At 45.8% G+C, this 15,385-nt stretch carries 15 protein-coding genes; 4 read left to right on the plus strand and 11 right to left on the minus strand.

Annotated features, from left to right (window positions below; genetic code table 11):
• Positions 1 to 15 precede the first annotated feature (15 nt).
• From ACFMKP_RS07800 to ACFMKP_RS07835, 8 genes are all read right to left on the minus strand, one after another.
• Positions 16 to 189 carry a herpeto-tandem family RiPP gene (locus ACFMKP_RS07800; RefSeq protein WP_382290615.1) on the minus strand — a complete coding sequence of 58 codons (174 nt, stop codon included), beginning with the start codon at positions 187 to 189 and terminating at the stop codon, positions 16 to 18.
• A 53-nt stretch (positions 190 to 242) separates the two neighbouring features.
• Positions 243 to 401: a herpeto-tandem family RiPP gene (locus ACFMKP_RS07805; protein WP_382290617.1), complete on the minus strand. Its 159-nt coding sequence runs from the start codon at positions 399 to 401 to the stop codon at positions 243 to 245.
• 51 nt (positions 402 to 452) lie between these two features.
• Entirely contained in the window at positions 453 to 641 is a 189-nt protein-coding gene (locus ACFMKP_RS07810) for a herpeto-tandem family RiPP (protein ID WP_382290619.1), read from the minus strand.
• Between the two features lie 374 nt (positions 642 to 1,015).
• On the minus strand, positions 1,016 to 3,235 hold the full coding sequence (locus ACFMKP_RS07815; protein ID WP_382290621.1) for a peptidase domain-containing ABC transporter: 2,220 nt from the start codon (positions 3,233 to 3,235) through the stop codon (positions 1,016 to 1,018).
• Complete coding sequence (locus ACFMKP_RS07820; protein ID WP_382290624.1) at positions 3,225 to 4,283, minus strand: hypothetical protein; 1,059 nt, start codon at positions 4,281 to 4,283, stop codon at positions 3,225 to 3,227. Before ACFMKP_RS07820 ends, ACFMKP_RS07815 begins: the two co-directional genes overlap by 11 nt.
• An 810-nt stretch (positions 4,284 to 5,093) precedes the next feature.
• Positions 5,094 to 5,459, minus strand: a complete 366-nt coding sequence (locus ACFMKP_RS07825; protein ID WP_382290625.1) for a hypothetical protein — start codon at positions 5,457 to 5,459, stop codon at positions 5,094 to 5,096.
• A complete protein-coding gene (locus ACFMKP_RS07830) occupies positions 5,446 to 5,805 on the minus strand; it encodes a hypothetical protein (RefSeq protein ID WP_382290628.1) in 360 nt (119 codons plus the stop codon). Before ACFMKP_RS07830 ends, ACFMKP_RS07825 begins: the two co-directional genes overlap by 14 nt.
• Before the next feature lie 8 nt (positions 5,806 to 5,813).
• Positions 5,814 to 6,257 (minus strand): hypothetical protein, encoded by a 444-nt coding sequence (locus tag ACFMKP_RS07835; protein WP_382290631.1) that lies wholly within the window; start codon positions 6,255 to 6,257, stop codon positions 5,814 to 5,816.
• A 207-nt stretch (positions 6,258 to 6,464) separates the two neighbouring features.
• Between ACFMKP_RS07835 and ACFMKP_RS07840 the strand changes: the two genes are divergently transcribed.
• On the plus strand, positions 6,465 to 8,255 hold the full coding sequence (locus tag ACFMKP_RS07840) for an ABC transporter ATP-binding protein (protein ID WP_382290633.1): 1,791 nt from the start codon (positions 6,465 to 6,467) through the stop codon (positions 8,253 to 8,255).
• Between the two features lie 70 nt (positions 8,256 to 8,325).
• Positions 8,326 to 9,852 carry a leucine-rich repeat domain-containing protein gene (locus ACFMKP_RS07845; RefSeq protein WP_382290635.1) on the plus strand — a complete coding sequence of 509 codons (1,527 nt, stop codon included), beginning with the start codon at positions 8,326 to 8,328 and terminating at the stop codon, positions 9,850 to 9,852.
• A 161-nt stretch (positions 9,853 to 10,013) separates the two neighbouring features.
• Here ACFMKP_RS07845 and ACFMKP_RS07850 read toward each other — a convergent pair whose 3' ends face one another.
• Genes ACFMKP_RS07850 through ACFMKP_RS07860 form a run of 3 tightly spaced genes read right to left on the minus strand, consistent with a single transcriptional unit; the run spans position 10,014 to position 12,548 of the window.
• Positions 10,014 to 10,868: a hypothetical protein gene (locus ACFMKP_RS07850; protein ID WP_382290637.1), complete on the minus strand. Its 855-nt coding sequence runs from the start codon at positions 10,866 to 10,868 to the stop codon at positions 10,014 to 10,016.
• A gap of 5 nt (positions 10,869 to 10,873) precedes the next feature.
• Positions 10,874 to 11,284, minus strand: a complete 411-nt coding sequence (locus ACFMKP_RS07855) for a response regulator (protein WP_382290640.1) — start codon at positions 11,282 to 11,284, stop codon at positions 10,874 to 10,876.
• A 31-nt stretch (positions 11,285 to 11,315) separates the two neighbouring features.
• Positions 11,316 to 12,548 (minus strand): hybrid sensor histidine kinase/response regulator, encoded by a 1,233-nt coding sequence (locus ACFMKP_RS07860; protein ID WP_382290643.1) that lies wholly within the window; start codon positions 12,546 to 12,548, stop codon positions 11,316 to 11,318.
• Between the two features lie 725 nt (positions 12,549 to 13,273).
• Here ACFMKP_RS07860 and ACFMKP_RS07865 point away from each other — a divergent pair.
• The gene (locus tag ACFMKP_RS07865) at positions 13,274 to 14,047 is read left to right on the plus strand and encodes an electron transfer flavoprotein subunit beta/FixA family protein (protein ID WP_204756520.1); all 774 of its coding nucleotides are present in this window, start codon (positions 13,274 to 13,276) and stop codon (positions 14,045 to 14,047) included.
• A gap of 149 nt (positions 14,048 to 14,196) precedes the next feature.
• Positions 14,197 to 15,174 (plus strand): electron transfer flavoprotein subunit alpha/FixB family protein, encoded by a 978-nt coding sequence (locus ACFMKP_RS07870; protein ID WP_382290646.1) that lies wholly within the window; start codon positions 14,197 to 14,199, stop codon positions 15,172 to 15,174.
• Positions 15,175 to 15,385 lie beyond the last annotated feature (211 nt).

Here is a 15,385-nt window from a genome sequence, read left to right on the forward strand (position 1 = left end):
TAATGTTCTGGAGGTTTAGGGAATTTGGGTTCCTGGAGGAACGTCGCTATCATCGCAGCCAGTGCCCGAGTAACCATTAATTGGGGCCAAACAGCCAACAATATCGTTAATTTCGGCGGCTTCTTCTTCGAGGTAGGTCAGGCCGAAGATCATGGTCGTTTCGTCAGTGTGGGTGGTTTCAAATTCCATGAATTGCACTCCTTTACACACAAATGGGGTTTGTTGCTGCCGAAAAGCTTGGCCTAGGGAATTGCGTCAACATCATCGCAGCTTGTGCCCGAATAGCCATCGATTGGCACAATACAGCCAACAATATCGTTAATTTCAGCAGCTTCTTCTTCGAGGTAGGTCAGGCCGAAAATAACCGGCAGTTCTTCGATTTTAGTGGTTTCGAATTCCATTGAATGCGACTCCTTAATATGCGAAATTTCCACAGACCAGCCTTGGATTGCTTAGGGAATTAGTTCGCCTGGATTACCGCCATCACTATCGTCACAGCCTGTGACGGTGTAGCCATCGCTGCCAATTGGCATCAAACAGCCGACTACATCTTGAATTTCAGCAGCTTCTTCTTCGAGGTAGGTCAAGCCGAAAATAATTACTTCTTCGCTTTTGGCTGCCAGCATTGTTTGTTCTTGCATGATCGTTCCTCTTCAATTAGTTAAGATTAATGGAATTTTTGTTCGTTCCAGCAATGATCATGATTATAGAAATAATCCGATTAATGTCAAGATTAATATAGATATATTTGTAATTTTATAATGATTTTTGTAAATAGAAAATTTGATTGAATATTAAATAAATATATCCAAAGATAGCAATATTAAATGATTTTTGCTATTTATTGGTGATTATCTGTGATATGTTAGCGTAAAAATACTCGGATATGATTATTCTATCAGCTTTATAGATTGATAGAACGCTCGACGCAGCACCTACCTTTCTTAACGATGGTTTCTAAATCTAAGGGCGAATTCCCTGCTGCCTTGATTGCAAAACAGCAGGGAATTGAATTTTAAGCTGTTCGTTGATTCAAATTGGTTGCAGCTATCTGCTCGATTGGCTCGCTGAGTGGCTTCGTAAGCTGACCCTTAATCAAATTGTAGTAGTGGCCAGCTTGGGCCAATAATTGCTCATGGCTGCCCGATTCGATAATTTCGCCAGCATCCATCACCAAAATGCGGTCGGCGCGTAAAATCGTACTGAGCCGATGGGCAATAACCACGGTTGTGCGGCCAGCACGATTTTCTTCGAGCGCTTGCAAAAAGCCTTGTTCGGTCGCGCTATCTAAGTTGCTCGTGGCCTCGTCGAGAATCAAAATTGGTGCGTTTTTGAGCAATGCCCGCGCAAGCGTAATGCGCTGGCCTTGGCCTGAGGAGAAATTATCACCGCCGCGCGCTACTTGCGATTCGTAGCCATACATCTGGCCTGCAATAAATTCATCTGCTTGGGCAATTTTTGCTGCATTGCGAATTAATTCTAGATCAGTATCACGCATTAATGTAATGTTTTCGCGAATTGATTGCTGCATCAAGCGCGTATTTTGAAAAACAGCACTAATTGCGTTACGTAATTCATCAGGCTTGATTTGGCGCGTACTAATTCCATCAATTAATACATCACCATGGCTTGGCAAATAAAATCCTGCGATCAAATTTGCCAATGATGTTTTACCTGAGCCAGTTTCGCCCACAATTGCTACGGTTTCACCAGGTTTGATTTCAAAATTAAGTTTCTTCAGCACCATTTTGTTGCGCAGATAAGCAAAATGCACATCGTTAAATTTAATCTCACCTTTGATTTCTGGTAAAGCAACAACATCATTCGCCCGTGATTCTTCATCAGGCAAGGTCATAATTTCATCCATACGCTCAATTCCCAATAATGCTGTGCGCATATTCAGAATTGTTGCAGGCAAGCGTTGAATTGGTTGTAAATAGAAGGCAACCATTCCAAATAACACCACCAACTCGCCTGGTGTCATGCTGCCTGCGAAAACTTGGCTACTTCCATACCATAAAATCGAGGCTGTAATTAACGAGGTTGCTAAAACACTCCATGCACTGGGCAATGCGATATTAATTCGACTATCCATCCGTGATTTAGTAAAATTAGCTAATTTCTCGTTAAGTAAAGCTTTATATTGTTCTTCAGCACCAAAAACTTTGATCGTTCTTACACAATCAAATACATCAACCATATGTGAAGTAAATTCTTCCATGTGAATAATCGATGATAGTTGAACGTTATAAACCCGATCATTCAGCGAGAAGAGTACAAACCAGACTAATGGCAATGCCGCAGCAGCGATTAATGCAGCAATTGGGTTATAGAAGGCAATAATGCCTAATGCAGTTACAAACATCGCTGTATCAGCTAAAATCGTGATTAAACCTTCGGAGAGTGCCAATTGGATTCCATCGGCCTGCGTTACGCGTAAAACCAAGCCAGGAATACAACGCACATCAAAAACTTTCATTGGTAAGCGCAACAAGCGATCAATATACTTGGCTGAATAACTTTGATGCACCCGTTGACCAACCCGTGCACTGAGCCATAAACGGCCAAATTGGAGCGCCGATTGAAAAACACTGACTAAAATTAAGCCTACGCCTAAGGCAAAAAGCAACGCTTGATCGCGATTAGGCAAAATCGAGTCAATCAAGATTTGCATAAAAAACGAGGTTATCCAGCCTAACGAGGTTGCGAGCAGGGCAAAAAACAGCACAATGCCCAAAATAAGCTTATGTTGGCGTGCAAGTTGCAGCAAGGTTTTGAGCGGCTTAACTTCAAGTTCGCGTGGTTTGAGGGCTGCGGTTGGCTTGAATTCAACCAAATAGCCACTCCACATGGCTTCAAATTCGGTTTTGCTGAGCGTGCGCAAACCTCGGCTGGGATCAAGTACAACTACCGAGTTTGGCGACCATTTGTAAATCACCACATAATGGCCTTCGCCACCTTTGAGGTGGGCGATCGCTGGCAGTTGCACATGTTGCAGGGCGCTATAAATGGCTTGGGCTGGCCGCGATTCAAGCCCGATTGCGCGCCCGCCATCGCGCAAACCAGCCAAACTTGTGCCATTGCGATCAGCGCCAACCAAATTGCGTGCTTGCTCCAAGGTAATGCGGTGTTTGTAGAAATGCGCTACCGATGCAAAGACCGAGGGGCCGCAATCTCGCCCTTCCGAGGCGCGAATCCATGGTAAGCGGCGATAAATTAACGTCTTATTGAGCATTAACAGCCTCCTGAGCCAAAGGAATCGGATAATCGATGCTGGCAGCTTGCAACATTGCTGCAAAATGTTCATAAATTGGCATGCCGGTGAGACGGGCAATCCAATCGAATTGGCCGTTGGGATTGATTTCGAGGAAAATATGCTCGCCTTCGGGCGTGACAATCATGTCGATGCTGCCAAATACCAGCTGCAAGCGATCCATATAGTTGCGCACTTTGGCGGCTAAATCATCAGGCAAGGCATATACTTGATGCGGCGTGTTGGGAATATCGTAGCGTCGCCAATCTTCGCGCGCTCGTTCGCTACTTTGCGAGTGGATAGAGCAGGCAAAAATTTCGCGGCCAACTACTACAATTCGCAGTTCAAAGGCTTTATCGACATAAGGTTGGAAAATACCAGGCGTGGGAACTGCATTACGTGCATTGCTAAAGTGTTGCTTCGAAACTCGATTAGTCAATAACTTGGCAATTTTGCTTGGTTCTTCATCTTTTGCAGGAATCATCTTGAAAAATGGCCGAAACGGCTTATAAATAATTGAATCGGCGTGTTGCTCGTAGAAATCTTGGGCATAGGGCAAGTGCGCGGTAAAAAGCGTATCGGGGATATTAAAACCTACATCAGCAGCAACCCATAACTGCGCACATTTTTCTTCAAAGGCATCGTGAAATGGTGGCGGATTGATGCAGAAAATATTATGACATTTGATTGCTAAGACAATTCCTTTATATAACGCGCCCCATTCGCCAGAAAAGAAATTCCATTCGTCATGTTGTTTAGCTAATTGCTGATAGCGTTCAAGCAAGGGTTCTGGTCGCCAGCTACGCCAAATCCATGCAGCACTCACATCAGTTGCAAAATTAATTTCACGCTCAGCTAAGCGTAAAATTGCTTGCGCTGTACCATCTGCTGCCCGATTGATGCGGAATGAGGCGTTTTGCTCCATAACTTCTTGGCTTAATACCACAACTTCTTGACCCTGCGCCTCCAAAAGCTCACGGACACTAACCACCGTTGTATCGGTTAAAAGCTTGGTAATGATTAAGATCATTGCGAACTCCTTGCTACGTGTAGCGTCACATGAATTTTCTAGGGCAATCAATATTTTTGGGTATAGCAAAGCTGGGCTTGGCGCAGCAGTTGAATTAATTGAGTGATATGCTCAATTTTGGCCAAGCTTAACGATGCTGCCTGCTCAACGAGCATGCAGATTGGGTATTGCGACGAATAGCGCTAAAAAGCGTTGACCAAGGCTTGAATAAAACCTTGAAACGTGTGGTAATAACCTAATTAAATACATCCGAATTAATGTCAATTCAGATCGTTTAATCAGATACCTATCCGAACATCCAGCCAAGTTATTGATTAAGGGTTGTGTGATTGAGCAAGATTTGCCAAGAGTTTACTGGTCGGTTTAGGAACATGCGGAAGGGGAGCAAGAAGATTCCTAAATCACGATCAGGGTGAATTTTTCGATAGTAACAACCACATAATGCCTTTGGGAAAGCAAAAACAATCGATGGGAGTGCCATCCGTTTGCCAATGGTTTATATGTTACGATCGAGTTGGGATAACCGCGTAGGGGAATAGAGTATGGGTAGAATTGCGGTATGCGAGCCATCATAACAATAACTTGAAATACTGTCAACTTTTGGCCTAAAAAAACCGCATAGCTGCATACTACAAGCGCTTTTTAATCTTTTATTGATTACTTTAAGGAAGATTGGTAAATAAAGCATTAAAAATTAGCTACTTAAACAAATCTGCCATGCACATTAAGCTATTGAGCATGGCACTAGGCGATTAAATGTTCAACGTTAACCAATCTCTGCGCTGGCTGCATATTCGCTGTAAAGCCCAGCTACGGAGATTCAGCTTTGAGTTGGATGAGTGCTTCCAGTTCGCTGGTGCTCTGTAGAAGATCGCCAATTAACATCCCTAAACGAAGCTGCTCGTTCGCATACACAATCAGGTAGCAGCTTGGTTGAACTGGCAAAATGACGATTGTTTGCGTTGTACTTCTAATGATCAAGTAGCTTTCAATTGGCTGCTCCAAGGTGAGGATGATATACGGTGAAACCTGAATGCCTATTGGCAGGCGCACAATGTCATGTCTCTCACGAACCGCCGTTATAAAGTTGAGATGGACAAACACGAGATTATCAAGCGAGGGTAATTTTTGTAGTAGATCGATTAAATAATCGCTAATTAAGCTAATCTGCATCATTCACTCCACGTAAATGATAGATAATTGTAGTTTGTGTTTGCTCACGGATGACCCATTCTGCGAGCTGTGGTTCATGGAACAATAAATCATCAAGTGCTTTATACAATGCCTCATAGAGTTGTGGTACTGAAAATGGAAGTTGCCTAAGTTCAAGGTCGTTTTTATAGACTGTTAAGGCATTGCTATCAATAATGATAGCTGCAGCTGCTTCGTGGAAGCCAAATTTTATCCATTCTAGGACTATTAATCCAGCCTCGCCTGTTCGTAAGGCGATGGTTTTGCGCTTCAAGCGCTGAAGATAATTGACCATTGGATGCATTTGCATAGCCTCAGTACAAATTTCCATCAAACTCTTTAGCGCTTGGCTTCAGCATCAAAGAAGGGTTTTAGCACATCGCCATAGCTGAGTAAATAGACTTCGAGGGTATTAAGCGTTGGCATTGTTGTCCAATCGGCGGTCATAATATGCGCATGAATCGCTTCGATGGCTTCAATCGCTGCTTTGCGCTCAAATCTTGGTAAGGGTTCTTGGCCAAGGTAGGTGCGCTTGGCTCCATCCATATGGGCATAGCCAAGGGTGACTTTATAATCAGCAATGCCATACGGTGTGGAGGTGTAGGGCAGCTCTGCATGCAGCCATGTTTGCACTGCATCAGCGATTTGCTGGCGAGGTTCGAAGGCTAGGGTTGGGGTTACGTCCCAGCCTTTGGCGCTGAAGCCCCGATGATTATTGATGGTAGCCCTGGCGCTCTGTTCAATCCGCCGCAAAAACCACCATTGCTTAAGCTTGCGCAGCATATGCTTCTCCTACTCAATCCTAGGCGAATTTGTTTGCGCTCAGTATAGCGGGCTGCAAGTGCTGCACCATCAATCAAATGGTGGAACTGGGGTCATAAATTAGGCTGTAATCTCAGTTAATTGGGCTATGCGAATTTTTACATATGCGGTAGACTAGGGCTACGCAGCGTCGCGCCGATCATCTTTTTACCAGCGTAGGGTATCGCTATGCCGATGACCAATCAATCAATTGCCGCCCGCCGTTCACCAGTCGCAGCCAAAGCAACCAGCCAGCATCCATTGCGGCTTTTATTCAATTTATATCGCGAAGATTGGGGCAAATTGGCGCTAGCCAGCCTAATCTATATTGTCAAGCATAGTCCGGTTTGGATTATGCCATTAATTACCGCCGACATTATTAATATTATTTCGAGCCAAGGTCAAATTGGCTTGGGCCGTTTATGGTTCGATGGCTTCTTATTGTTAATCGTCTTGCTGCAAAATATTCCAACCCAATATGTCTATATTCGCTTGTTGAGTTTGGCAATTCGGCGCATGGAAAGCAAATTGCGTTCGATGTTGGCTCAGCAACTGCAATTAATGTCGATTGGTTTTTACAATCAACGCAGCAGCGGGGTTTTGCAAGCCAAAGTGCTACGCGATGTGGAAATTATCGAGCAATTAACCCGTAATGTTTTTCAAAGTTTCCCTGCTGCGCTATTAAATTTGCTGGCAGCGATTATTGTGGTGGCCTTTCGCTCGCCATGGTTCTTAGTGTTTTTTGTGGCAACTGTGCCCTTGACGGCAATTGTGTTGCGAACGACGCGCAATCCAATTCAATCGAGCAATAGCGCCTTTCGGCATCAAGTTGAACGCTTGGCAGCGCGCCTAAGCGAAATGATCCAGCTGATTCCCATCACCCGTGCCCATGCCGCTGAAGAAGAAGAAATGCTCAAGCTTGACCGCCGCTTGGTGCAGTTTCAAAATGCTGGCTTACGGCTTGATGCAGTTAATTCGCTGTTTGGCGCAGCTTCGTGGGTCAGTTTTAATCTCTTTAATGGCCTATGTTTGGTCGTGGCGGCTTGGGCTTGCTACACCCAATTTTTGCCCTTGGCGATTGGCGATGTGGTGCTGATGACCAGTTATTTCTCAATTTTAACTGGGGCCGTGATGGAGTTGGCCAATCTTGCGCCGCAAATTACCAAAGGCTTAGAATCGGTGCATTCGGTCGGCGAAATTCTCGATAACGAAGATATTGAGGATAACGAGGGCAAACAACGGCTTGATCAGGTTCCAGGGCGCTTTCAATTTCAACATGTACACTTCAGCTATCCCGATACCCAGCGCTCATCGTTGTATGATCTGACGCTTGAGGTGCAGCCAGGCGAGACCATCGCCTTCGTCGGCCCATCTGGCTCGGGCAAATCGACCTTGCTTAACTTAGTGATTGGCTTTTTGCAGCCAACTGCTGGCACAATTTTGCTTGATGGTCATGATTTGCAACGCATTGATTTGCGCAGCTATCGCCGCCATATCTCGGTGGTTTCGCAAGAAACTCTGCTGTTCGATGGCTCGGTGCGCGATAATATTTGCTATGGCTTGAACAATGTTAGCGAAGCGACAATTGAGCAAGCTTTGCGCGATGCCAATGCCTTGGAATTTGTGCTCGACATGCCCGATGGCCTCGATACGATTATCGGCGAGCGCGGCACACGGCTTTCTGGTGGGCAACGCCAGCGCTTGGCCATTGCTCGCGCGCTCATTCGCAACCCACGGGTGCTGATTTTGGATGAAGCCACTTCGGCGCTCGATAGCATCTCGGAAGGCTTGATTCAAGAAGCTTTAGAACGCTTGATGCAAGGTCGCACAACCTTTGTGGTTGCCCACCGACTTTCGACGGTGCGCAATGCTGACCGCATTGTGGTGATTGAGCATGGCCAAATTATCGAGGTCGGCAATCATCAAAGTTTGGTTGAGCAACACGGAGCCTATGCCCAGTTGCAAGCCTTGCAAGCCTAAACTAAAAAATCGCACTGCGCCCCGTAATTAAACACATTGCGGGGCGCATAGCTTAAATGAGGGAAGGATTATGAGTGAACGTGTTTACCGTAGTGAAGATTGGCCGTTGGTTTTGGCGACGGCCCGTGATGAACAATGGACAGGCTTATCGCTGAGTTTGTGTCCTTTAGGCTCAAGCCCTGAACTGCTGGAGCTACTAGGTCAATGTCATAGTTTACGCATACTTGATTTGTTTGAGTGTGAATTAACCGAAGTTCCCAGCGCATTGCGCCAGCTACCGCTCAACATTCTGACTCTTATGTACAATGATTTGCGTCAATTGCCCGATAGGCTGATTGAATTGCCACTTGTTCAATTATCACTTGGCGGTTGCCCAAACATTCAACTGCCAGCAAATTTTGACCAAAGTTCAATCGAATTTCTTGATTTAAGCTCTAACCAACTGACTGAATTGCCAGCAGTCGTTGGCCGCATGCCGAAACTCAAACAGCTTTCGCTAAGGAGTAATCATTTTCAGTACATTCCCCGTCTGATTGCCGATACTGCAATCGAACAGCTTAACCTGTCTAAAAACCCAATTCACGATTTTATCCTGTTGCCTACGACGCGCTTGCGGGGTTTGAATCTTTGTCAGAGCGAACTTACAACACTCCCGATTGAATTGTTGCAGCATCCTTTGGAATTGCTGGATCTGTCCCAACATAAGAACTTAAATATTCCGCCATGGTTTGCAGAATTGAGTAGCCTTCGAGATTTGAATTTGTTTTACAGCGATTGTGCTGGGCGTGAGTTATATTTGCCTCCCAATCTTGCGGCAGTTTCGCTGCAACATTGCAACTTAACGTCTATTCCTCCAGCGATTCAAGCTAACCCACAATTACGCTGGCTCAACCTGAGCGAAAATTATTTTGTCGCTGCTGAGTTGGTGGTCAATGGCCCATGCGAATCTATCAGTTTATCGGAATCTCGCTTAGAGGCGCTAACGTTAACTGATCAAGCCTTCTCAAGCCTCAAAAGCCTTGATCTGCAAATGGCAAACGTTAAGCAGGTTGGGAATTTAGAAAAGTGTCGAAATTTAGACTGGTTGCGCTGCGATGATGCTCATTTACTGGCAATGCCCACTACGCCTGAATGGCTCAAGAGTCTTAGTTATTTATGGCTCGATGGTGACTTTTCTAACGACCTTATTCCGGCGTGGTTTTGGCAGCTTGAGCAATTGCAAGGGCTTGATTTGCAAGCGCCAGATTGGACGTTGCTTGACGAGAGAATTGGTCAATTGCGCGAACTCCAAGATTTGTCAATTCACAATACGCGGCTTGAGCATGTTCCACATAGTCTTTTGCAATTAACCAAGTTGCATACGCTGCGTTTGCGTCTCCAAGAGCCAAACCATCTTAGTTGGTTAGCAAGCTTGCCCGCGCTACGCGAGTTGGGAGCGTATCCTTATGGGCAAAAACCACCATTGGCGATTCAAGCACGAGCTGCCGAAGCCAAATTTCGCTCTCATCACCACATCATTAATAGCGAAGATGATGAGTTATACCCGCATGGCAATTTAGATTGGCTTGATCGCCATTTTCCGCCAAACAATCGTTAAAAAGCAACGGCGTAGCGCGCCTAAACCTTAGGATTGCTACGCCATATGTTTCCACATCTGTGGAGTTAGTTCTTTCTAATCTCTGCTGAAAGAACCCCTATTCATCGCTCAATTGTTAGTATAAAGCGCCCAAATGGATGTAAATTGTACATTTCGGGTGATTAATTGCTGATAAATAGCCCAAACGCCACCAGAATCTGTTCAATTGTACTTTCAAGCTTGCGTCGTCCAAGCGCTTCTTGGGCGGCGATGCGCTCTTGCGAAACGCCTTGCAATATCCGATTAAGAATTTTCAGCTCAAAGGTTGAAAGTTGTGGGTTGCTCAAAAAATTGCGCATCGAGCGTTGAAGCTGAATCAAGCCCCCAGCGCGCTCAAGAATCTGTTCACGTTGCTGTTGCAAATGGCGTGGGCAGTAAATTGAATTGGTCAGAAAACTCAATAAAACCCGTAGCTCATCGGGCGACCACGCCGCAGCGCTGGCCGGAATTGCCTGGTTTTGATAGGCCGCAATCACGGTGTGCATAATATCTAAATGTTGCTTACGAATAATTTCAACCGCAATTTGATCAACGCCATCGATTGCTGGCGGGCTGGGCTTACCCAAATACTGCTGCAACTGCTGAAAATGTTCAGGCCGCAAGGGTTTTTCAAAAAGTTGGTAGCAGCCTGCAATCCGCGCTTCCCACTCGCGATGCACAGTTTTATCGGTGGTCATACCAAAAATTGGCACTGTTTGCAAGCGTTGTTCGTGCATGGCATGGCTCAGCCAAGTAGCCAAAACCGAGCCTTCCAAATGGCGATAGGCTGGGTCGGGCATTTTCATATCGAGCATAATCATGCAATTAAGCGCTGGTTGCTCACGATCTAACATACTGACACAATATTGCCACATTGCAAACAGACTTTTGAGCCAAACAACCTGCCAGCCACAGCGTTGCGCAATCACCTGCACAATCGTGGCATCGGTCTGGGCATCTTCGGCAAACAGCAAAATCGGCTCGGCATTGGCCAACATAACAATCAAATCTCCCAGACAGCTTCGCCAGCCAAAATGCGCTGGATCTGTAACGGAAAATATTTGGTATTAATCGGTTTGCCGATCATACCATCAAAGCCAATTTGTTGATAGACCACAACCCGTTGCGGCACTACATCTGCTGTCCAAGCAATAATTTTGGTGTGTGGCAAGGCTTCGCGCACTGTTTGATAGAGTTTAATTCCGCTCTCCTTGGGCATGTGAATATCCACTAATAAAATATCTAAGTCGATATCGGAATGCGCGCTATGCCAGGCAAAGAAACTACTGCCTGAGTTCCAACCGCCTTGATACTGGGCATGCAGTTGATGAATCAAACAGACCCGCGCGATTTCTAGGTTTTGCGGGTTATCTTCAATCACTCCGGCAGAAATTTGGGTCGTCGATGGATGCATTATTCCTCCTAATGTGATCGGTTGCTCCTGATTAGGCGATTGTTGCTAGTTGGCGCTGCTGCTGGGCGGTTGCCACGGTTTGTTGCAACACTGGCTCCAACGCTTGCGGCCATGGCCGACTGATATGCGGCCAGCTTTCCAAGCCAAGGCTATACTCGTTGTTTGGCGCGACGATCACAATTGCCTGATCAGGATTAATCGCCAAAATCTCGTCGATTAAGCTATGGGCGCTAACAAAGGCCAAGGTTGCATCAAGCACAACCAACGTTGGTTGTTCACGGCGGTAGCTTGCTAGGGCTTCACGGCTATCCAAGCAACCAATGATGCTCCAAGCGCTGGCCGCTAACTGGGTGCCAAATTCTTCAACCGTATTTGGGTTGTCATCAACGACCACCATCGTCTGCTTGCTCGCAACTTGGGTATATGTACTGTGGCGTTGCTGCCAGGCGGCTTTGGTTGGCAAGCAAACACGAAATTGGGTGCCACGATCAACCTCGCTTTCGACCGTAATATCGCCACCGTGTAAATCGACGAGCTGTTTGGTGATGCTCATGCCCAAGCCAGTGCCTTCATATTCGCGATCGTCGGCGCTTTGAATTTGGCGAAACGATTCCCAAATAAATTGCTGATGTTCGAGCGCGATGCCAATGCCTGTATCGTGAATTAACACCATAACTGTGTCTGATGTACTCTCAAGCGCTACGCTAATGCGACCAGTTTCGGTAAATTTAATTGCATTCGACAAAAGATTGAGCACAATTTGCTTAATTGCTTTACTATCAGCCCAGGCCAAATCAAGCTGATCAGCTTGACGATAATCGACCTGCAAGCCTTTGGCTTCAGCCAAGGGCCGCACGGTTTCCAGCACTTCTTGGGCAATCGCTGCACAATCGACCTGTCCAAAGTGCAATTCAACCCGTCCAGCCTCGATTTTCGAGAGATCGAGAATATCGTTAATCAGGTGTAACAAATGTTCACCAGCGCCCCGAACCTGATCTTGATAGCTTTTTTGTTGGCTGTTGAGTGGGCCAAACCAATCGATAAACTCGGTCATATTGATAATTGCATTCAGCGGCGTGCGCAATTCGTGGCTCATTGTGGCCAGAAACTGTGATTTGCGCAGGTTGGCTTGCTCCGCAACGTGTTGAGCTGATTTGGCTTCGTGCACGCTGACCGCTAATTGGGCTGTGCGTTCATCAACCAAATCTTGCAAATTGGCTTGCAGGTGTAATGATTGGCGCAACGCATTTTCAAGTGCTCGCACAAGTAGCCATAATAAAAAAACTGCAATTGCTAAAAACAAAAGATTATAAACATTCTCATAAGATATTGAAGTCTGATAGATAATGAATAATATAAATATGCATAATGTTTGGACGGATCCATTAATTATCATTGCAGAAGATCCACTAATTAGTCCAGTAGTTATTAATGGAAGTAAAAATATTATATTAAAATCTGAAATAACTCTATTCAACTCATATCCATTATCAGGTGCCGATATAATGAATAAAAATCCGGAAAAACCTAAAATTATTCCTTTTATGAAATACTTTTCTTTATGTGTATACCACATATAAAAATAAATAACTGCTAAAAATACTGTTCTGTATTCTAAAACGTAATCAAAAATTAAAACATAAACTATGAGATGAAACATTAAAAGAAATGCAATCCCACAGCAATATTTAAACGCAGTTTTGCGCAGCTTACGTACCGATTCAAAGCTATTTAAATCCATCCAGAAACTCCTCATTTGTGCGCCAATGCCAACTCAAGAACGCTTTATGGCTTATGCAATACTTGAGTAGATTATGGCCTAGTATGAGTATACGCCAGCCAAATGCACGCCAATTGTACAAAATAATCATCGGGCGCGAGTTAAACGCAGTGCGTCATGCTCCGTCAGTCTATGGTATACTATGGCCAAAGCCACAGCGTATGCTTGTGGCAAAAGAGCCACTCAGCAAACCAACGGAGGTTTCTTGAATGCACGCAGTAGTTTGTGTTAAGCAAGTTCCTGAACAAAATAGTGTGAAAATCACTGCCGATAAGCAGATTAACAGCGACGGAATCAATCCAATTATCAATTTGTTTGATGAATATGCGATTGAAGAAGCCTTGCAGTGGGCCGAAAAGAACGATGGCCAAGTAACGGTCATCAGCCTTGGCAGCGACGATGCCACTGATTCACTCAAAAAAGCCTTGGCAATGGGTGCAAACGAAGCAGTTTTGATCAACGACCCAGCTTTGGAGCATGTTGATTCGCAAAGTGCTGCTAAAGTTGTCGCCGCTGCGATCAAGAAACTCGATAATGTCAATATTGTCTTCTGTGGCAAGCAAAGCACCGACGACGAAACCGGCCAATTTGGCCCAGCTTTGGCCCGCTTCCTTGGTTGGCCACAACTGACCTATGTTTTCAAAGTGCACGAATTGAGCGAAACCAGCATTGTGGTGGATCGTGCTTTGGAAGACACCCTCGAAACTGTGGAAGCCTCGTTGCCAGTCGTCGTGACGGCGGTTAAAGATCTGAACGAGCCTCGCTACCCATCATTGTTGAAGATTCGCAAAGTCAGCAAGCAACCAATCCCAACCTGGAGTTTAGGCGACCTTGGCCTTGGCGGCAGCGATGTTGCTGGCAATGTGCAAGTTGCTGATCGCGTGCCACCACCAGCCCGCCCATCAGGCGAGATGATCAGTGGCAACGTCCAAACTCAAGTGAGCAGCTTGGTCCAAAAATTAGTTGAAAATCAAATCCTGTAACCTGAAAGGATGAATTATGAGGGATGAATTATGAATAAATTCCCCTCAGCATTCATCCAAAACATAGTCATTATCTATTGATGTTGGGTTTGAAGGAACCTATTCATCCCTTATCCTTCATCCTTCATCCTTCACAATGAGGTGTTTTCATGGCTAGTGGCGTTTGGGTCTTAATCGAACATAAAAATGGCGAAGTGAGCGCAATTTCCAAAGAATTGTTGGGCAAGGGCAAAGAAATTGCCGATGCGCTTGGACAAAGCGTTGCAGGCTTAGTGCTTGGCAACAATACGGCTAGCTTGGTCGAGCAAGCGTTTGCTGCTGGCGCAAGCAAAGCCTATGTGGTTGATGATGCCAATTTGGCGCAATATACCACCGATGGCTACGTTGCTGCTGCCAAAGCTGCAATCGAAGCCCACCAACCAGAACTGTTTTTGACTGGTTCGTCGTTGCAAATGCGCGATTTCACTGGCGCATTGGCTGCTGAGTTGGGCGTAGGCTTAGCTCCTGATGTAACCAATGTGAGCGTTGAAGCAGGCCAATTGACCGCTGTTCGCCCTTCCCACGGCGCAAACGTGATCAATAGCTTGAGCTTTGGCGCTGCGCGCCCAGCGATCGCTTCGGTGCGTCGCCAAGTTGGCAAGCCAATTGCTGGCGCTGGCGCTGGCGAAGTGGTGAATGTGGCGATGCCTGCGGTTACCATTCGGACGAAAGTGCGCAATGTTGAGCAACGCACGGGCGCTGTCAACTTGGCCGATGCAACCGTGATTGTTTCTGGTGGTCGTGGCCTTGGCTCACCTGAAAACTACGAAAAACTCATCCCTGAATTAGCCCGGGTGATGGGTGGTACGCACGGTGCTTCACGCGCAGTCGTCGATGCTGGCTGGATTGCCTACGAGCGCCAAGTTGGCCAAACCGGCAAAACCGTTGCGCCAAAATTGTATGTTGCCTGTGGGATTTCAGGCGCAATTCAGCACCTCGCTGGCATGCGCTCATCAAACACCATCGTGGCAATCAACAAAGATCCCGAAGCTCCAATTTTCAAGGTTGCAACCTACGGGATTGTTGGCGATATTAACGAAATCTTGCCAGCCTTGACTGCTGAAGTTAAAGCCAAAACTGGCCGCTAATTAGTTTCTGGTCATTGCAACACGCGGATCAATAGTTGATCCGCGTGTTGTTTTGTGTGCGCTACGATAGTGGCCCGCAAAGCCTGAAAATTTAAAGCAGGAGATTAAGCTCCGATTAATCTAGCTAGTGGGCATGTATGCTATGCTAGCGAGGCACTTTTAAGGGTGACATGTCAACGATTACAATCAAACTAGTACATTGCTCCCAGTA

It is taken from the genome of Herpetosiphon sp. NSE202, from assembly GCF_042688385.1.
Taxonomy (GTDB): Bacteria; Chloroflexota; Chloroflexia; order Chloroflexales; family Herpetosiphonaceae; genus Herpetosiphon.